The organism is Xanthobacter tagetidis (assembly GCF_003667445.1).
Taxonomy (GTDB): Bacteria; Pseudomonadota; Alphaproteobacteria; order Rhizobiales; family Xanthobacteraceae; genus Xanthobacter; species Xanthobacter tagetidis.
Genome location: NZ_RCTF01000017.1, coordinates 66797 through 85808, shown reverse-complemented (window position 1 = coordinate 85808; position 19012 = coordinate 66797). Strand labels below are relative to the sequence as shown.

The 19012-nt window shown below is 71.2% G+C and carries 12 protein-coding genes; 11 read left to right on the top strand and 1 reads right to left on the bottom strand.

The features are described 5' to 3' along the window. Positions 1-27: 27 nt before the first annotated feature. From D9R14_RS17965 to hemN, 9 genes are all read left to right on the top strand, one after another. Positions 28-1167: a PrpF domain-containing protein gene (locus D9R14_RS17965; RefSeq protein ID WP_170168665.1), complete on the top strand. Its 1140-nt coding sequence runs from the start codon at positions 28-30 to the stop codon at positions 1165-1167. A gap of 30 nt (positions 1168-1197) precedes the next feature. Then, positions 1198-4494: a molybdopterin-dependent oxidoreductase gene (locus tag D9R14_RS17960; RefSeq protein ID WP_121624723.1), complete on the top strand. Its 3297-nt coding sequence runs from the start codon at positions 1198-1200 to the stop codon at positions 4492-4494. 66 nt (positions 4495-4560) lie between these two features. Continuing rightward, positions 4561-5688, top strand: a complete 1128-nt coding sequence (locus tag D9R14_RS17955) for an NADH:flavin oxidoreductase/NADH oxidase (protein WP_121624722.1) — start codon at positions 4561-4563, stop codon at positions 5686-5688. Positions 5689-6134: 446 nt separating this feature from the next. Continuing rightward, positions 6135-6821: an alginate O-acetyltransferase AlgF gene (locus tag D9R14_RS17950; RefSeq protein WP_121624721.1), complete on the top strand. Its 687-nt coding sequence runs from the start codon at positions 6135-6137 to the stop codon at positions 6819-6821. 10 nt (positions 6822-6831) lie between these two features. Beyond that, positions 6832-8220: an MBOAT family O-acyltransferase gene (locus D9R14_RS17945; protein WP_121624720.1), complete on the top strand. Its 1389-nt coding sequence runs from the start codon at positions 6832-6834 to the stop codon at positions 8218-8220. 9 nt (positions 8221-8229) lie between these two features. After that, entirely contained in the window at positions 8230-9306 is a 1077-nt protein-coding gene (locus tag D9R14_RS17940) for an alginate O-acetyltransferase AlgX-related protein (protein ID WP_121624719.1), read from the top strand. Then, a complete protein-coding gene (locus D9R14_RS17935) occupies positions 9303-10304 on the top strand; it encodes an alginate O-acetyltransferase AlgX-related protein (protein ID WP_245420873.1) in 1002 nt (333 codons plus the stop codon). Before D9R14_RS17940 ends, D9R14_RS17935 begins: the two co-directional genes overlap by 4 nt. 606 nt (positions 10305-10910) lie before the next feature. Next, positions 10911-14459 (top strand): bacteriophage N4 adsorption protein A, encoded by a 3549-nt coding sequence (locus D9R14_RS17930; RefSeq protein WP_170168664.1) that lies wholly within the window; start codon positions 10911-10913, stop codon positions 14457-14459. A 99-nt stretch (positions 14460-14558) separates the two neighbouring features. Next, positions 14559-15935, top strand: a complete 1377-nt coding sequence (gene hemN, locus D9R14_RS17925) for an oxygen-independent coproporphyrinogen III oxidase (RefSeq protein WP_121624717.1) — start codon at positions 14559-14561, stop codon at positions 15933-15935. A 76-nt stretch (positions 15936-16011) separates the two neighbouring features. Here the strand turns inward: hemN and D9R14_RS17920 are convergent, their stop codons facing one another. Next, positions 16012-16710 carry a helix-turn-helix domain-containing protein gene (locus D9R14_RS17920; RefSeq protein ID WP_121624716.1) on the bottom strand — a complete coding sequence of 233 codons (699 nt, stop codon included), beginning with the start codon at positions 16708-16710 and terminating at the stop codon, positions 16012-16014. Positions 16711-16876: 166 nt separating this feature from the next. Here D9R14_RS17920 and D9R14_RS17915 point away from each other — a divergent pair, with 166 nt between their 5' ends. Next, positions 16877-18367, top strand: a complete 1491-nt coding sequence (locus D9R14_RS17915) for a sensor histidine kinase (protein ID WP_121624715.1) — start codon at positions 16877-16879, stop codon at positions 18365-18367. Continuing rightward, the gene (gene fixJ / locus D9R14_RS17910; RefSeq protein WP_121624714.1) at positions 18360-18992 is read left to right on the top strand and encodes a response regulator FixJ; all 633 of its coding nucleotides are present in this window, start codon (positions 18360-18362) and stop codon (positions 18990-18992) included. Before D9R14_RS17915 ends, fixJ begins: the two co-directional genes overlap by 8 nt. Positions 18993-19012: the final 20 nt, after the last annotated feature.

Here is a 19012-nt window from a genome sequence, read left to right as displayed (position 1 = left end):
CGGGAAGCGCGCGGGGAGGAAGAAACGATGTTTCGCGAGCTTCGCTGCGCGCTGATGCGGGGCGGCACGAGCAAGGGCGTGTTCCTCGATGCGGCCGACCTGCCCGCCGACGAGGACGAGCGCCGGCGCGTCATTCTCGCGGTGTTCGGCTCGCCCGACCGGCGCCAGGTGAACGGGCTCGGCGGCGGCGACCCGCTCACCAGCAAGCTGGCGCTGATCGCGCCCGGCGGCCCCGAGGGCGCCGACGTCACATACACATTCGGACAGGTGGAGCTGGAGCGCGCGGCCATCGACTATGCGAGCCCGTGCGGCAACATCGTCTCGGCGGTGGGGCTGCATGCGGTGCAGCGCGGCCTCGTCCGGGCGGCGACGCCCTTCACCCCCGTGCGTATCTTCAACACCAATCTGCGTCGGGTGATCACCGTCGAGGTGCCGGTGGTCGATGGACGGGCCGTGGAAGCGGGCGACTACGCAATTCCCGGCGTTCCCGGGTCCGGTGCCAGGATCCTGGTGGATTTCTCCGACACCGCGGGTGCCGCCAGCGGCGCCCTCCTCCCCACCGGGCACGTGCGGGAGGAGATGGCGGTTCCGGGGCTCGGGACGATCGAGGTCTCGCTCGTCGACATCGCCAATCCGCATGTCATCGTGCGGGCCGCCGATTTCGGCCTTTCGGGCACCGAGAGCCTTGAGGCGATCCACAGCCGGCCCGGGCTCGTGGAGCAATTGGAGCAGGTGCGCGGCGAGGCGGCCTTCCGCTTCGGGCTGGTGGACGACCCGGCGAAGGCCCGCACCGAAAGCCGCGTCACGCCCATGGTGGTGATCGCCGGCCTGCCCGCGCCCTACCGCGCCGCGCCGGACGGGCGCGAAATCGCCGCGCAGGAGATGGACCTCGCCGCCCGGCTGATCTTCCTGGAGCGGGTTCATCCCAGTTACGCCGCCACCTCCATCGCCTGCACCGGCGTCGCCGCCCGGCTCCCGGGCAGCATCGCCGCCGAGGTGGTGCGCGCCGTGGCGCCGGGCGCGCCGATCCGCATCGGCCATCCCGCCGGCGTGGTGGAGGCGGAAGCGGAGGTGGCCCATTCCAATGGCGCGCCGCGCGTCACCCGCGCCGCATTCGGGCGCACCGCCCGCCGCATCATGGAAGGCGTCGCCTATGTGGATGCGTAGGAGCCGGCGCGCGGCCGGCGGGGCGGCGCCATGGAGGTGAAGCCGGGCTTCTGTGCGCTGTGCCGCTCACGCTGCGGCACGCTCAACGTGGTGGAGAACGGGCGCCTCATCGAGGTGCGGCCGGACCGCACCCACCCCACCGGGCAGGCGATCTGCCCGAAGGGGCGGGCGGCTCCGGAGATCGCCCATCACGCGCGCCGCCTCACCGTGCCGCTGCGCCGCACCGCGCCGAAGGGCGCTGCCGATCCGGGCTGGCGCGCCATCGGCTGGGACGAGGCCATGGCCGAGATCGCCGGGCGCCTCGATGCGATGCGGGCGGAGAGCGGGCCAGAGAGCGTCGCCTTCGCCATCACCTCCCAAAGCTCCAGCCCGATCTCCGACAGCACCGACTGGCTGCAGCGCTTCGTGCGTCTGTTCGGCAGCCCGAACAACTGCTTCGCCGTGGAGATGTGCAACTGGCACAAGGATTACGGCCACGCCTTCACCTTCGGCGTCGGCCTGCCCACGCCCGACTATCGCAACAGCGACCTGATCGTCCTCTGGGGGCACGATCCCGCCAATTCCTGGCTCGCGCAGGCCCAGGCCATCGGCGATGCGCAGGCGCGCGGCGCGAAGCTCATCGTGGTCGACCCCCACCGTTCCGGCAGCGCCTCGGGCGCCGACATCTGGTGCCCCGTGCGGCCGGGAACCGACGGCGCGCTGGCGCTGGGCATCGCCCGGCTGCTGGTGGCGCGCGGCGCGTTCGACCGGGATTTCGTCGCCCGCTGGACCAACGCCCCGTTCCTGGTGCGGAACGACACCGGCCATTTCTTGCGCGGCGCCGACCTCGGCTGGGCCGATGCGGAATGCTACGTCGCGGTCGATGCCGGATCCGGCGCCCCGGCTCCGGCCGACCAGGTCGCGGCGGCGGACCTCGAAGCCGCGACCGCGGTAAAGACGCCCGGCGGAACCCGCGCCTGCCGCACCGCCTTCGCCCACTACCGCGCCGCGCTCGACCCCTTCACACCGGACCGCGTCGCGGCCGAGACCGGGGTTTCGCCCGCTCTCCTGGAGGCGATCGCGGGCGCCTTCGCCAGCGCCAGGGCGGTGAGCTATTACGGCTGGACCGGCATCGGCCAGCACACCAACGCCACGCAGACCGACCGCGCCGTCGCCACGCTCCATGCGCTGACGGGGTGCTTCGACGCCCCCGGGGGCAACGTGCTGTTCGCCAAGCACCCGGTGCGCGGCATCAATCCGCCGGCGCTGCTCGCGCCGGAGCAGCGCGCCAAGGCGCTCGGCCTCGCCGCGCATCCGCTCGGCCCGCAGCGCAACGGCTGGATCACCTCGCGCGACCTGCACCGGGCGATCCTGGAGGGCGAGCCCTACCGCGTGCGGGCGCTGGTCGGCTTCGGCTCCAACATCCTGGTCTCGCACCCCGATCCCGCGCGCTCGCGGGCGGCGCTCGCGGCGCTGGAATTCCAGGTCCATTGCGACCTGTTCCTGAACCCGACCGCGGACTTCGCCGACATCGTCCTGCCGGTGGCAAGCGCGTGGGAGCGCGAGAGCCTGCGCGTCGGGTTCGAGATCACGCAGGCGGCCGAGGAACTGGTCCAACTGCGCCCGCGCATGGTCGAGCCCCTGGGAAGCGCGCGCTCGGACCTCGACATCGTGTTCGACCTCGCCACCCGCCTCGGCCTGGGAGAGGCCTTCTTCGGCGGCAGCGTCGAGGCGGGATGGAACCACGTGCTGGAGCCCATCGGGCTTACCGTCGACGACCTGCGCAAGCGTCCGGAAGGCATCCGCCCCCCGCTGGCATGGCGCCCGCACAAGTATCGGGAGACGGGCTTCGCCACGCAGACGAAGCGGGTGGAGATCTATTCCGAGCTGCTGCTGCGGCACGGCTATGACCCGGTGCCCGGCTTCACCCCCCCGGCCGAGCGCACCACGGCGTCGTTCCCGCTGGTGCTCACCACCGGCAACCGGGGCAATTTCTGCCACTCCCAGCACCGCGACATCGTCGCCCTGCGCCGGCGGGCGCCGGAGCCGGAAGCAAGCCTCAACCCCGAGACGGCCGCCGACCGCGGCATTTCCGGCGGCGACCGGGTGCGGCTGATGAGCCGCGTCGGCAGCGCGCGCCTCAAGGCGCGGATCGACGCCTCGGTGCAGCCGGGAACCGTGGTGGCGGACTATGGCTGGTGGCAGGCCTGCCCGGACCTCGGTCTGCCGGGGAGCGTGGCAGGCGATCCGGACGGCTTCAACTACAACAACCTGATCGCCAATGCCGACGGCGACCCGGTGAGCGGCGCGCCGGGCCTGCGCTCCTTCGCCTGCGAGGTGGCGCGCGAGAGCGCCGGCGCCTGGATCGGTAGACGCAAGTTCCGCGTGGCGGCGCGCCGGGAAGAGTGCGACGGCGTCGTCACCCTGCGGCTCGCGCCCTGCGACGGCGGGAGCCTGCCCGGTTTCCGGCCAGGCCAACACCTCACGCTCCATCGCGGCGGCCTTGCGCGCTCCTATTCGCTGTCCTCGGCGGCCGATCCGGCACCCGTCGCCTACGAGGTGACGGTGCGGCGGCTCGAAGGCGGCGCGTTCTCGCCCCTGGTGACGGACCTCGCGCCCGGCGGCGAGGTCGAGTGCCAGGCGCCCGGCGGCCTGTTCGCGCTGCCGTTGCAGAACGAGTTCCCGGTGGTGCTGGTAGCCGCCGGCGTCGGCATCACGCCCTTCATCTCCTATCTGCGGACGCTCTCCGGCGCCCCCGGCGAGCCGCGCGTGGTTCTCCACTACGGCAGCCGGGATGGGGCATCCGAGGCATTCGGAGCGGAGCTGAGGGCGCTGGCGGCGCGGCTGCCCAACCTCGCCGTGCGCCGGCATCTCTCCCGCCCGACGCCGGGAGACAAACCCGATGCCGTGGGCCGGATCACGGACGCGGCCATCGACGACGCGCTGATCGCCGCCCGCGCCCGATTCTATCTGTGCGGGCCGGACGCCATGATGCGGCAGGTGACGCACGGGCTGCTGGCGCGCGGCGTGCCGCGCTTCGAGATCTTCCAGGAGCGCTTCTGGAGCGGGGAGGCCATCGGCGCCATGCCCGGCGGCACCCACCGCATCGTCTTCGCCCGTTCCGGCCGCTCCATGGACTGGACGCCGGAGAAGGGAACCATCCTCGCCTGCGCCGAGGCCGGCGGGCTCGATCTGCCGAACGGCTGCCGCGTCGGCCAGTGCGAGAGCTGCGCGGTCGGCGTCGTCTCGGGCCGGATCGCCCATCTGTCCGAGGTCGCCGGCCTGGAGGAGGGCCTGTGCTTCACCTGCCGCGCGGTGCCCACATCCGATCTCACGCTTGACGCCTGAAGCGCCGAAACGCCGCGCGCGGGAGGGGCCTCTGCGCACGGACCACAACAGCCCCAAGGGACGCCCATGACCGAGCCGGTTCTCTTCTCGCCCTTCCGAATGCGCGGCCTGGAACTGCCGAACCGCATCGTGGTGTCGCCCATGGGGCAGTATTCCGCCACGCCGGAAGGGTTCGCCACCGACTGGCACCTGATGCATCTCGGCCATCTTGCCGTGTCCGGCGCCGGCCTCGTCATCACCGAGGCGACAGCGGTGGAGCCGGCAGGGCGCGTTTCCAGCGCCTGCCTCGGCATCTGGTCCGACGACCACATCGCCCCGCTGCGGGCGGCCCTGGCCTTCTGCCGGCGCCATGGCGGAGCCTCGATGGGCATGCAGCTCGCCCATGCCGGACGCAAGGGCTCGGTCTCGGTGCCGTGGGAGAAGCAGGTCGCCCTCGACGCGACCAATGGCGGGTGGCAGCTCAAGAGCGCATCGCCCATCGCCTATCCGGGCCGGCCGGTGCCCCATGCCTTGAGCGTCGACGAACTGGCCGAGATCCGCGACGCCTTCGCGGCGGCGGCGCGCCGGGCGGCAGCGCTCGACTTCGACCTGCTCGAGATCCACAACGCCCACGGCTACCTGCTGCATTCCTTCCTGACGCCGCTCGCCAATGCCCGCACCGATGCCTATGGCGGCGCGCTCGAAGGGCGCATGCGCTTCCCGCTCGAAGTGTTCGACGCGGTGCGCGCCGCGTGGCCGGCGGACCGGCCGCTCGGGGTGCGAATCACATCCACCGACTGGGCGGACGGCGGCTGGACGATCGAGGAATCGGTGGTGTTCGCGCAGCAGCTGAAGGCGCGCGGCTGTGACTATGTCTGCGCGTCGAGCGGCGGCAGCACGCCGGAACAGAAGATCCCGATCGGGCCGGGCTACCAGGTGCCGCTCGCCGAGCGCATCCGCACCGAGGCCGGCATTGCGACCATCGCGGTGGGCCTCATCACCGAGCCCGGCCAGGCGGAGGACATCGTGAGCGGGGGCAAGGCCGACCTCGTCGCCCTCGGCCGCGGCATGCTCTACAACCCCCGCTGGGCCTGGCATGCGGCGGAGGCGCTCGGCGCCAACGTCTATTTCCCCCACCCGTATGAGCGCTGCCATCCCTCGCTGCGGGGCAGCGACTTCCTCAAGCCGTTCCGCGACGCCAAGCCGGCATCCTGACGCAGGCACCGCCCACGCCCCGGCCGCAAACAAAGAAACATACGGCGGCGGGGCGACAGACCTGCAATCATGCTTAACGCGACGTGAATCCCCGCGCGGGCGGTGCAACACGCCGCCGGAACCGCGTTCGCGGGCCGGCCGGGGCCGCGCCGCCGATGGCGCGGACCGGCTCCGGCGGGCGCGTCGGGCGACCGGAATACGGCTCAATCAGCGGTTCTGGCGGCGCTGTGATGGCCGCGGCTGTTGCAATGCCCGCGTTTGCGCCCTAGAGCACGGATTGCAGGCGCGAGCGGCGCCTCGACCTTGTTCAGCGTTCTCCCATTCCATGGTGCGCCGATCAGGCCGGCGGCGGAGCGCCAGCTTCGGGCCGCGCGCCGCCGAGGAGGGGAGCCAGGCCGCCATGCGCGACGGGCCGCTCCCCGGCGCGCCGTCCTTAAGGTTCACCGATGCGCTCGACCGGACGATTCGCCCTCATACTCGCCGCCCTTGCCGTTGCGGCATCGACGCTGACGACCGGCGCCCATGCGGCGGGCGAGGTGGCCCGCCTCTACGCCCCCAAGCCCCCGCCGGGATCGGCCTTCGTGCGGGTGGTCGACCTCTCCGGAACGCCCGCGAGCTTCAGCTTCGGCACCGGCCCCGCCGCCAAGGTGGCCGACGGCGAGGTGGCGACCCTGTTCCGCATCGTGAAGGGCGGCGTTCCGCTCGCGCTGACGCGGGACGGCAAGCCGGTCGCCGGAGACCTGGTCCCCGCCGCGGACGGCTTCTCCACGGTGGTGATCCCGCCCGGCGGCGCGCCGGCGCTCATCATTTCCGACTCCACCGAGGGCCGAAACGACCTGAAGGCGCAGCTGCGCTTCTACAATTTCGCGCCCGGCTGCGCCGGCGCCGTGGCGGTGGTCGACGGCCCGACCGTGTTCGAGGACGTCGCCACCTTCGGCACCCGCCAGCGGGTCATCAACCCCATCGAGGCGAGCCTTTCCGGCCGCTGCGGCGGGGCCACGACGGCGGCGCTCAAGCTGCCGCCGCTGAAGGCGGGGGACAATTTCAGCCTGTTCCTGGTGCCGGGGCCTTCGGGCCTTGCCCTGATGGGGCAGCGGGACGAGACGGAACCCTATCGCGGCACCGCGAACTGACGGCGCCCACATGGTCTTCGCTTCGGACAGCTTCCTGTTCCTGTTCCTGCCCGCCTTCCTCATCGCCTATGCGCTGAGCCCGGCGGCGCTGCGGAACCTCTGCATCCTCTCCTTCTCCTGGCTGTTCTATGCCTGGTGGCGGGTGGACTTCCTGCCGCTCATCGTGTCGATCGCGGTCTGGTCCTGGCTCACCGGCCTGTGGATCGCGCGCGCCGAGGAGCCGGAGCGCCACCGCGCGCTGCTGGTGGGCATCGCCTGGCCGCTCGCCTCGCTGATCTGGTTCAAGTACGCCAACATGCTGGTGCACACGACCGAAGTGGTGGGCACCGACGTGACGTGGTGGTGGGCCGAGGTGCTGCTGCCCATCGGGCTCAGCTTCTTCGTGTTCGGCGCCATCTCCTATTCGATGGACGTCTACCGCCGCACCGTGCCGGCGGAGCCCTCGTTCATCAACTACGCCACCTACCAGTCCATGTTCGGCCACCTCGTGGCCGGCCCGGTGGTGCGCTACAAGTGGGTGGCGGAGCGGCTCAAGGAGCGCACCTTCCACCGCGCCGAATTCATGTTCGGCGTCGAGCGCTTCATGATGGGCTTCGCGATGAAGGTGCTCATCGCCGACACCCTCGCCCCGGTGGTGGATGCCGGCTATCACCTGCCCGACCCCTCGACCGTGGACGTGGTCGTCTCCATCGTCGGCTATTCGCTCCAGCTCTATTTCGACTTCGCCGGCTACAGCGCCATGGCCATCGGCCTCGGCCTGATGGTGGGCCTGAAGTTTCCCGAGAACTTCGACAATCCCTATCTGTGCACGTCGATCGGCGACTTCTGGCGACGCTGGCACATCTCGCTGTCGTCCTGGCTGCGCGACTATCTGTTCATCCCGCTCGGCGGCAGCCGGGCGAAGCTGCCGCGGGTGTGCGCGAACCTGCTCATCACCATGGGGCTGGGCGGCCTGTGGCACGGGGCGAGCTGGACCTACATGGTCTGGGGCCTGTGGCACGGCGCGGCTTTGGTGTTCGAGAAACTGTGGGACGTCTCGGGCTGGCCCAAGGTGCCGCCGCTGGTCGGCCACATCCTGGCGATCGTCTTCATCAATCTCGGCTGGATCCTGTTCCGCTCGCAGAGCTGGGCCGAGGCCGGGCTGATGACCAGCGGCCTGCTCGGCGAGCACGGCTTCGGCCTCTCCCCCGGCATGGGCGCGGTTCTGCGGCCGGTGGAGATGATGACATTCGTCGTCGGCATCGCCCTCATCTACCTGCCGAAGCTGATGCGCATCGACCCGTCCGCCCCCGAGCCGGGCCACACGGTGCGCGCCGTTTCCGCCCTGCCGCTGTTCCTGTTCGCGGTCTGGGTGCTGCAGGGGCGCACGGTCGTCCCCTTCCTCTATTTCCAGTTCTAGGGGGAGCGCATGGCAGACCTGTTCCGCACCATCGCCACCCTCGGCTTCTTCGCGCTGATCTTTCCCGGCTTCGGCTTCGTGGTGGCGCACCTGGCCGGTCCCGCCAAGGAGCCGATCGTCGCCGCCGCCCACGGCAAGAACCTGATCGACGGCCGCGTCACCGCCGTGGTGGACAAGCAGGTGGTGGGCGCCCTTCCGGGCACGCCGGCCCTCGACGGGCTGATGGCGGGCCTCACCTATCTGGTCCTCGACGACGCCGGCCCGCAGGTGCGCGCCGGCTGCCCGGGCTGGCTCTTCATCACCGAGGAGATCGCCTTCCAGAAGGGCGGCGACGCCAACCTCGCGGCGCGGCTGAAGATCGCCGCCAAGGTCCGCGACGTGATGAAGGCGCGCGGCGTCGAGATGCTGGTGATGCCGGTTCCCGACAAGATCTCGGTCTCGCGCGACGGCAGCTGCGGCCTGCCGGTGTCGCGCCAGGCGCAGGGGCGCCTCGCCGCCTGGCGCGCGGGAACCGCCGACCTCGGCCTCCAGCAGGTGGACGTCATCACCGGCTTCCCGGCCGACGGCTATCTGCGCACCGACACCCACTGGAATTCCGCGGGCGCGCGCTACGCCGCCGAGAAGCTCGCCGCCGCCATCACCGCCCGGCTCGGGCCGGGCAGCGAGAAGGTGGAGGTCACGGTCGGCGCGCCCCAGCCGCGCATCGGCGACCTGATGACCCTGTCCGGCCTCAACCGGTCCTACACCTGGTCCGGCCCGGCGCCGGACATGCAAGGCGAGGTGTCGAGCCGCATCATCCGCTCCGGCGGCCTGCTGGACGACGTGCCGCCGCCGAGCGTGGTGCTGATCGGCACGTCCTTCTCGCTGCGCTCGGGCTTCCCCGACTTCCTCGCCGCCGCGCTCTCGCGCGAGGTGGGCCAGAAGAGCCGCGAGGGCGGCGCGTTCGCCGGCGCCATGCTGGAGATCCTGCTCAACAATCCCCATGTCCTGGACGGCACGCGCCTCGTGGTGTGGGAGCTGCCGGTCCGCACGCTGACCTACCCCCTGACCGAGGCCGAGCGCCGCTTCCTGGGAGACGAGAAATGACGCTGCCCCCCCTGCGCCCCGGCGCCCTCACCCGGCGCGCCTTGGGCGCCGCCGCCGCGAGCCTCCTGGTCGCCGCGTCCTTCGCCGCGCCGGCGCAGGCGCAGAACACCGTCATCATCGGCAAGGGCGGATGGCTGTTCCCCGGCTGGGAGAGCCTGACCACGCTCGACAAGCCCGGCATCGACAAGGTGGTCGGCCTGATCGCCGACACCAAGGCCGCGCTCGCCGGGCGCAACATCGCCCTGATCGTGCCGGTGGTGCCACTCAAGGCGCGCTCCTACGCCGCCAACCTGCCGGACGGCACGCGCCTCTCGCCCGAGATCGAGGGCCAGTACGACTATATCCTCGGCCAGCTCCGCCAGGCGGGCATTGAGACGCTGGACCTGCGCCCGGCGCTGAAGTCGGTGGAGACCGGCAAGCAGACCGCCTTCTACCGGGCCGACTACCACTGGACCGCCTGGGCCGCCGAGGCGGCCGCGGACGCGGTGGGCCAGCTCATCAAGCAGAAGTTCCCGCGCCTCGGCGGCCAGCCGGGCACCGGCGACAAGCTCGGCCAGTGGATCACCCAGCGCAATCTCGGCGACCTCGCCCAGCGCTTCCTCACCCCCGAGCAGCAGCGCCAGGTGGGACCGGACCTGTTCACGGTGCGCGCCTCCGGCCAGAGCGGCGGCGGCCTGCTCGGCTCCGGCCCGGCGCCGGTGCACGTGGTGGGCAACAGCTTCGTGCAGCCCTATCTCGGCTTCCCGCAGAAGCTCTCCAGCGTGATCGACCGGCCGGTCTCCCTCACCTGGCAGCCGGGCAATGTGGGGCCGTATGCCACCCTGCTCCAGTTCCTGGCGACGCCCGACTTCCAGCGCGCCCCGCCGCAGATCGTGATCTGGCAGTTCAACGAGGGGCCGTTCCATTCCGGCCCCGAATCGCCGGATCAATGGGACACCGCCTCGCTGATGAGCCCGCAGACCTTCCGCGACCGCATGCAGCAGGGCGTCCGGCGCTAGAGAACGTGCAGATCAGCGTGCACCGCAGGCGGATCGGACCGCGTTCTCAGTCTTGAGGTGAGCGAAAGGCCGGGGCTCCGGGGCGAAAAGGCCCGGAGCCCCGGCCTTTTTCATTTTCCGGCGCGCGGGCGCGCGGGCGCGTCCGGGCGGTCGCGCGCAGCGCGCTCCGATAGTAAACAAACCATGAATACTTGGTGGCCCCGGCGCCACACTGCGAGCCCAAGCCCGGCAGGGGCTTGCGCCGGAAACGGCGGGCGCGCGCCGGGCTCCACACGCCAAACCGGCGCCTGCACCGCCGGCGGCCCCCGCATCAATATATTGTAATAAAATGATTTTTTCCTCGGCCGCGTCGCCTTCGCTGAAACCCGGGCGCATCCCGCTACCGCAAATGCAATCGCGTCATAATAGTAAACGAAACATGAATACTTGGAACAACCAAGTTGTCGCCATGTTAAGGTTAACTGCTATTTAAGCATTTCCGGCGACGGTGACGCCATGACCACCGCGCTCGATCTCCGAACCGTGTCCTCCGCCCGTCTCCGGCCGCGGACGAAGCTCCTGAGGCGGATCGCCTTGGGCCTGATGGTGGCCGCCTCCGCAGGCGCGATGTCCCTCGCGTTCTCGGGCGGGGCGCCGGCGCAGCCCTCCGAGCCGCCGCGCCTTGCGGCGCCGCCGCGGCTGGCGCAGTCGATGCCGTCGCTGCCCTCCGTGGCGCCGCCCCAGCCCACGACCTCGGTGGTCGCCCCGCCTGCGGCCGCGCCGCCGCTGCCCGGCGGTCCGGCCGCCGCACCCCCGCCGGCGCTCTCCGCCCAGCCGGCGCCGCCCCCCGTGATCGAGCCGCCGGAGCTGACCGGCGAGGCCTGGCGCACCGCCGACATGGCCTACAAGGCCCATCGCGACAAGAACTACGCCCAGGCGTCCGCGCTCGCCCGCGAGGCGCTGAAGCTGCGCCCCGACGTGCCGCGGCTCTGGCTGCTGCTGATGGATTCGCTGGAGGCGCAGAACCGCCTCGCCGAATCGGTGGCGGCGGCGTCCGAGGCGGTCGCCGCCGGCATCAAGGACCCGACCGTGATCGCGCGCCTGCGCGCCCAGAGCCGTATCCTCGCCCAGGGTCCGTCATTGGCCGCCAACAAGGCGCTCGCCGACCACAATCCCAAGGCCGCCATCGAGGCGGCGAGCCGCGCCATCGCGCTGGTGCCGGACGATCTCAGCTACCGCATGCTGCTGGTCTATTCGCTGATCGCGGACGGCCAGATCGAGGCGGCGGAGAAGGCGGCATCCCAGGCCATCGAGGCCGACCCGCGCTCGTTCCTGCCCCGCACCATGCGCGGCTATCTGCGCGAGCGGCTCGGCCAGATCGAGGCGGCGGAGGCCGATTTCGACGAGGCGCTCAAGGACGAGGTGCTCACCGGCGACACCAATCGCGACGTGCGCATCGTCATCGCCGACGCGGCGATCGCCGCCGGCCATCCCGAGCGCGCTTTGCGGGTGCTGGAGGGGCTGGACGCCAAGGAGCCCGGCGTCGCCGCCCGGCGCCAGGTGGCCAATGCCCAGAAGGACAAGCCACAGATCGTCCCGGACAATGCCAACCAGACGCTGCCGGTGCCCTACCAGAAGTGCATCGACACGCCCTATGGCCCGGTGTGCAGCCTGGTGCCCGCCACCACGCCGCCCGGCGCCGGCGTCTCCGACACGCCCGGCTACATCGAGGCGCTGGAGGCGTTCAACGCCTATCGCGACGGCGACAATAAGCTCGCCGAGACGCGCATCCGCGAGGCGCTCCAGGCGAGCCCGGGCAACCTCGCCTGGCGCCGGCTGCTGATCGACACGCTCGACCGCGCCAACAAGCTCGAAGACCTCGCCACCGCGATCCGCGAGGCGATCGCGCTCGGCGACACCGATCCCGCTCTGGTCGCCCGCAAGGCCGTGACCGACAAGCGCCTTGCCGAGCCCGACGCGGTGCAGGCGATCAAGGACGTGGCCGCCGGCAAGACCAAGGCCGCCGTCGCCGCCGCCAAGCGCGCGGTGGACCGCGCGCCCGACGCCATGGTCTACCGCGTCGTGCAGCTCCAGGCGCTGCTTGCCGCCGACCAGACCGAGGAGGCGCTCGCCGCCGCCAACGCCGCGGTGCAGATGGACGAGAACGATCCGCTGCCCCGCATGGTGCGCGGCTATCTGCTCCAGAAGACCGGCAAGACGCTCCAGGCGCGCAAGGATTTCGACGCGGTGATCGGGTCGAACATCCTCACCGACCTCGAAAACGTCAATTACCGCCTGATCGCCGCCAATGCGGCGCTCGCCAACGGCCAGGCGGAGGAGGCGCTCAGCCTCATCGAGCCGATCGAGGACCCGAAGAACCGCGAGATCGACGAGGTCCGCAAGGCCGCCCAGGCCATGCTGAAGAGCGCCACCGCGAAGCGCCCCGCGCTGCAGGCGCCGCAGGTGTTCTGCCAGCCCACCACCTATGGCGTCATCTGCTCGGTGTTCGCGAACCAGGGCGGCGGCGGGGGCGGCGATGCCAGCGCCCCCGGCTATGCCGACGGCACCGAGGCCTATGCGGCGCTGGCCAAGCGCGACTATCCCCGCGCCGAGGCGGCCGCCCGCCGCGCGGTGGCGGCCGATCCCGACAATCGCGGCTACCGCCTGCTGCTCATGCAGGTGCTCACCGCGCGCGGCAAGTATGCCGAGGCCGAGCAGATCGCCAGCTATCTGCTCGCCCGCAGCCCGCGCGACGCGACGCTGCTGGTCCAGCGCGGCGGCCTGCGCCTCAGCGCCAAGGACTATACCGGCGCCATCCGCGACTATCGCGCGGCGCTCGCCTCCGGAAACCTGCCGGTGTCGCAGTATCGCGCGGTGCGCCTGTCGCTCGCCGACGCGGCGCTCGCCGCCAAGCAGCCGGAGATCGCGCTCGCCACGTTGAAGCCCATGGCCAACGAGCGCAGCTACGACGTCCAGGCGCGGCTGGGCTACGCCTATCTGGCGCTCGAAGACAAGGAGAGCGCGCTCGCCGCCTTCTCCGAGGCCGCGGTCTACGCCACCACGGCGCAGCAGCGGCGCACCATGCTCTCCGCCCGGATCGGCGTGCTGGTGCAGCTCGGCCGCAAGGACGAGGCGAAGCAGATCTTCCTCGAGGCCTACAATCGCGGCGAGTTGCGCGGCATGAAGGCGGTCGACCTTGCCGTGCTCGCCGGCCAAGTGGGCGAGGACCAGATCGCCTACGACTACTTCACCGAGGCCGACGCCAAGTGGCAGCTGCGCGGCACGACGCTGATCGACGCCGCCTACAACGCCCGGCGCACCTACCACAACAACGAGGCCATCGGCTATTTCAAGCGCGCCATCGACGAGCACCGCGAGGGCAAGCTGCCGATGGACCCGCAATACCTGTTCGGCCTGCGCCGCGAGGTGGCGGAGCTGAGCCGCACCTGGGGCGCCTATCTGTCGGCGAGCTATGGCTCCTCGGCTGGCATCGCGCCGTCCTCGCCGCTCGCGCCGCTGCCGATCAGCGCCAATCGCGCGCTGGGCATCGGCGGCGAGATCTACTGGCGGCCGCCGGGCATCGGCTACCGCGACGGCGCGATCTTCGAGCTGTTCGTGCGCGGCTACGGCACGGCCTATTCGGAGGGCGGCGGCGCCGGCTGGGACACCGTCCAGGGCAGCGTCGGCGCGCGCTGGAAGCCGATCAAGGACCAGAACCTGATCTTCGAGACCGCCTACCTGTTCCCGGTGGGACAGGCCGCCCGCCAGGACTGGCTGCTGCGCGCCGCCTACTCCAAGGGCGAGGGCACCGACCTTCGGGTGGACGTGCCGCACTGGCGGACCTGGCAGATCTACGCCGACTACAACTACTTCGCCATGTCGGGTCAGACGGTGTCGAGCTTCGAGGCGCGGTACGGCGAATCGTTCCGCCTCGACGCCATCAGCAACCGGCTGGTGCTGTGGCCCTTCCTCGCCATCGGCGGCAGCTACGACAACAGCGTGGACACCCCGTTCGCGCTCGGCGCCGGACCCGGAGCGACCCTGCGCTACTGGTTCCGCGAGGACGAGTACACGGCGCCCATGTCGTATCTCGACCTCACGCTCCAGTACCGCTTCAAGCTCGCCGGCGACGACCGCGCCGAGGGCATCTTCGCCGGCGCCTTCCTGTCCTACTGACCGGGGGCGCAGGGATTTCATCGACGCCGGCCCGCATGCCGCGGGCCGGCGTTGCGCCACGTCAAGGCGCGCGCGGCCGGGCGGCGCGATGCATCGGACATGAGACAGGACCTGCTCGCCCGCTATTCCCGCCCGGTGCCGCGCTACACCAGCTATCCCACCGCGCCCCACTTCGGCGCCCTGGACAGCGAGACCTATGAACGCTGGCTCGCCGCAGCGCCCGCGGATGCCGCCGTCTCGGCCTATGTCCACGTGCCGTTCTGCGCCGAGCTGTGCCTTTATTGCGGCTGCCACACCCAGGTGGCGCGCGCGCGCGTGCCGGTGGAGGCCTATGCCCGCCGGCTGGTGGAGGAAATCCGCCTCGTCGCCGCGCGCGTGCCGGGCCGGCGGCGGCTCACCCACCTGCACTTCGGCGGCGGCACGCCCACCATGCTGGCGGACGCGGACTTCGCAGCGGTCATGGGCGCCTTGCGGGGGGCCTTCGACTTCGCGCGCGACGCCGAGATCGCCATCGAGATCGATCCGCGCGTGATGGACGCGCAGAAGGTCCGCGTGCTGGCGCGCGAGGGCTTCAACCGCGCCAGCCTCGGGGTGCAGGATTTCGAGCCGAAGGTGCAGGCCGCCATCGGCCGCGTCCAGTCGTTCGAGACCACGCGCGCGGTGGCCGAGGGGCTCAGGCGCGCGGGCATCGGCGCCATCAATCTCGACCTCATGTACGGCCTGCCGCACCAGGACGTCGCCTCCGTGCAGCGCACGGTGGAGGCCGCGCTGACGCTCGATCCGAGCCGCATCGCCGTGTTCGGCTACGCCCACGTGCCGTGGATGAAGAAGCACCAGGCGCTCCTCCCCGAGGCCCACCTGCCCGGCCCCGAGGCGCGCCTCGCCCAGGCCGAGGCGGTGGCGGCGCTGCTGGCCGGCCACGGCTATGCGGCGGTCGGGCTCGATCATTTCGCCAAGGCCGCCGACGCCATGGCGGCGCGCGCCCGCGCCGGCACCCTCAAGCGCAACTTCCAGGGCTACACCACCGACGACGCGCCGCTGCTGCTCGGCTTCGGCACCTCGGCCATCGGCGCCCTGCCCCAGGGCTACGTGCAGAACATTGCGTCGACGCCGCTCTGGCACAAGGCGGTGGCGGAAGGCCGGCTGCCGGTGGCGCGCGGCATCGCCGTCACGGCCGAGGACCGCCTGCGCCGCGACGTGATCGAGCGCTTGATGTGCGACCTGGAGGTGGACCTCGACGCCGCATGCGCGCGCCACGGCTTCGCGCGCGGCACCTTCGCCGCCGAGCTTGCCGGCATGGCGGACCTCGTCGCCGATGGGCTCGCCGAGGTGGACGGCGCGGTGGTGCGGATTCCGGAACCGGCGCGCGCCTTCACCCGCGTCGCCTGCGCCCGCTTCGATGCGCGCCTCGTCGCCCAGAGGGCGGCAGAGGCCGCCGAGGGGGCACAAAAAATGCGGCACGCGGCGGCCGTCTGACGAGGGCCATCACGCGTGCCGAGGCGGAGAGCGCCGGCGGGGGAACCAGACCGCCGGACTCCGGGAGAAGGATCGATCAGGAATTCAGCTGGCGCAGCGCATGGCGGTCGCGCAGGACCACCCGCCGCGAGGACGGCAAAGCGATGGCGCCGCGCTCCTCCAGATGGGTCAGGGTGCGCGAGACCGTCTCGATGGTGAGGCCGAGATAGTCGGCGATGTCCTGGCGCGACATGGGCAGCAGCACCTCGTCGGTGCCGGTGCCGGAACGGGCGGCGATGTCGACCAGGAAGGTCGCGACGCGCTCCTGGGCATTCTTGCGGCCGAGCACCAGCAGATGGTTCTGTGCGCGGTGCAGCTCGGCGACGGTCAGCGACCACAGAGCGTGGGCCAGCTCGGCGTCGTCCGAGGCGCGGGCGAACAGGATCGAGCGCTTGATGCGCACCACCTTGGTGTCGCAAACCGATTCGGCCGAGAAGCGGTGCCGGCCGGAAGCCTCCCAGCCGAACACGTCGCCCGGCAGGCAGAACGCCTCGATCTGGCGGCGGCCGTCGCCCATAAGCTTGCAGATGCGCACCGCGCCGGAGAGAACCACGAACACGTGCTCGGCGCTGGCGTCCTCGCCGTAGATTTCCGCATTGCGGTCGTAGCCGACCACGGCGCCCAGCGCCGAGAGGATGCTGACAGGCCGGTGGGTGTCCGCGTCATCCTTCCACTTCCCCGAGGGCGGGAGCGGCGCATAAGCTCTGGTGGCGATCGCGGCGGCGGGGGTCGGCATCGTTACCTCCTGCAATGCGCCTCGCTCGGGAGGCCCGTTTTGGATAGGCGCTTGCCGGAAAACGATAAATTCGGCTCTTACACTTAAGTCCGTCCCCTTAGGTAGAATTACGGAGGCGCTCGGACGCGCCTAAACCGGATCGGGACCCCGTGAACGAGGTGCAAACGTGAGCGAGACCAAGGCAGGGTCGGCAACAGGCGCGGCGGCATGGGCCTCGGCGCGGCAGGCGGTCGCCGGCGTGGCGGTGGCCGCGGCGGCGCTTGTGGCGTGCCGGCTGTTCGCGGTGCCCCCGCTCGGCGCCCACGGCCTGCCGGTGCTGCTCGGCGCCGTGGTGGCGGTGAGCGCGCGCGGCCTTCCGGCCGGCATCGCGGCGCTCATCGCCGGCATCGCCGGCGCGGCGATCACGGCCGCCCTCGTGCCGGATGCCGCCTTCGACCCGGCCGCCGCCGCTCTGTTCGCCGCCTGCGGCCTCGGCATCTGCGCCATGGGCGAGCGGCTGCGCCGCTCCACCTCCGACGCGGTGGCGCACAATCGCGACCTGATGGCGCGGGAGGCACATCTCTCCTCGATCCTCGACACCGTGCCCGACGCCATGGTGGTGATCGACGCGCGGGGCGTGATCCGCTCCTTCTCGTCCGCCGCGGAGCGCCTGTTCGGCCTCGTCGCCGCAGAGGCGGTGGGGCGCAACGTCTCCGCGCTCATGCCCGAACCCTACCGCACCGCCCATGACGGCTACATCCAGCGCTACCTGACCACCGGCGAGCGGCGCATCATCGGCATCGGCCGCGTGGTGGTGGGCGAGCGCAAGGATGGCACCACCTTCCCCATGGAGCTGTCCGTCGGCGAGATGAAGTCCGCCTCCGAACGCTTCTTCACCGGCTTCATCCGCGACCTCACCGAGCGCCAGGAGACCGAGGCGCGACTCCAGGAGCTGCAGGCGGAGCTGGTCCACATCTCGCGCCTCACCGCCATGGGCGAGATGGCCTCGACGCTGGCCCACGAGCTGAACCAGCCGCTGTCGGCCATCGCCAACTACATCAAGGGCTCGCGCCGGCTGCTGGAGAGCGACCCGCCGCGCGTGGAGATGATGCAGGACGCGCTGGAGAAGGCCGGCGAGCAGGCGCTGCGCGCGGGCCAGATCATCCGCCGGCTCAGGGACTTCGTCTCCCGCGGGGAGAGCGAGCGGCGGCTGGAGAGCCTCTCCAAGCTGGTGGAGGAGGCCAGCGCCCTGGCCTTGGTGGGCGCCAAGGAACACGGTATCCAGGTCCGGTTTCAGTTCGGCCAGAAATGCGACCTCGTGCTTGCGGACAAGGTCCAGGTGCAGCAGGTATTACTCAACTTGATGCGCAACGCGGTGGAGGCGATGATGGAGACGCCGCGCCGCGAGCTCATGGTCCGGACCGAACCGGCGGAGGACGACATGGTTCTCATCAGCGTGTCCGACACCGGCCACGGGATCAGTCCGGAGGTGAGCGCGCAATTGTTCACGCCGTTCCTTACAACCAAGCGCCACGGCATGGGGGTCGGGCTGTCCATCTCGCGCACCATCATCGAGGCCCATGGCGGGCGCATCTGGGCCGATCCCAACCCGGAGGGCGGCTCCGTGTTCCGCTTCACCCTGCGCGCCGTGGACGAGGAGGCGACGGTCGATGACTGAGACGGCGGTCATCCATGTGATCGATGACGACGACGCGGTGCGCCAATCCCTCGCCTTCCTGCTCGCGACCGTCGGCTACGAGGTGCGCGAGCATCCCTCGGCGCGCGCGTTCGTGGACGCCGGCCTGCCGGCGGTGGACCCCGCCGCCGGCTGCATCATCACCGACGTGCGCATGCCGGACATGACCGGCATCGACCTGCTGCAGCACCTAAAGGACAAGGGCTCCGCCGTGCCGGTGGTGGTCATCACCGGGCATGGCGACGTGCCGCTGGCGGTGACGGCCATGAAGCTCGGCGCCGCCGACTTCCTGGAGAAGCCGTTCGACGACGTGGCGATCATCGACGTGGTGAAGTCGGCGCTCGCCCGGCGCGAGAAGACCCACCAGCACGACGCCTTGCGCGGCGAGGCGGCCGAGCGGATCGCCGCCTTGTCCCAGCGCGAGCGCCAGGTGCTGGAATTGCTGGTCGCCGGCCAGGCCAACAAGATGATCGCCTACGACCTCGGCATCAGCCCGCGCACCGTCGAGGTCTACCGCGCCAACGTGATGACCAAGATGAAGGCGCAGAGCCTGTCGGAACTGGTGCGCATGGCGCTGCTCGCCGGCATCGTCCCGCGCGGCGCGTGAACCCCGTTGATCTGCCGCAA

Excerpts from the sequence above, each read along its gene's own strand:
- D9R14_RS17955 (WP_121624722.1), top strand. The coding sequence starts at position 4,561 with ATGACCGAGCCGGTTCTCTTCTCGCCCTTCCGAATGCGCGGCCTGGAA.
- D9R14_RS17930 (WP_170168664.1), top strand. The coding sequence starts at position 10,911 with ATGTCCCTCGCGTTCTCGGGCGGGGCGCCGGCGCAGCCCTCCGAGCCG.
- D9R14_RS17945 (WP_121624720.1), top strand. The coding sequence starts at position 6,832 with ATGGTCTTCGCTTCGGACAGCTTCCTGTTCCTGTTCCTGCCCGCCTTC.
- D9R14_RS17965 (WP_170168665.1), top strand. The coding sequence starts at position 28 with ATGTTTCGCGAGCTTCGCTGCGCGCTGATGCGGGGCGGCACGAGCAAG.
- fixJ (WP_121624714.1), top strand. The coding sequence starts at position 18,360 with ATGACTGAGACGGCGGTCATCCATGTGATCGATGACGACGACGCGGTG.
- D9R14_RS17950 (WP_121624721.1), top strand. The coding sequence starts at position 6,135 with ATGCGCTCGACCGGACGATTCGCCCTCATACTCGCCGCCCTTGCCGTT.
- D9R14_RS17935 (WP_245420873.1), top strand. The coding sequence starts at position 9,303 with ATGACGCTGCCCCCCCTGCGCCCCGGCGCCCTCACCCGGCGCGCCTTG.
- D9R14_RS17960 (WP_121624723.1), top strand. The coding sequence starts at position 1,198 with ATGGAGGTGAAGCCGGGCTTCTGTGCGCTGTGCCGCTCACGCTGCGGC.
- hemN (WP_121624717.1), top strand. The coding sequence starts at position 14,559 with ATGAGACAGGACCTGCTCGCCCGCTATTCCCGCCCGGTGCCGCGCTAC.
- D9R14_RS17920 (WP_121624716.1), bottom strand. The coding sequence starts at position 16,710 with ATGCCGACCCCCGCCGCCGCGATCGCCACCAGAGCTTATGCGCCGCTC.
- D9R14_RS17940 (WP_121624719.1), top strand. The coding sequence starts at position 8,230 with ATGGCAGACCTGTTCCGCACCATCGCCACCCTCGGCTTCTTCGCGCTG.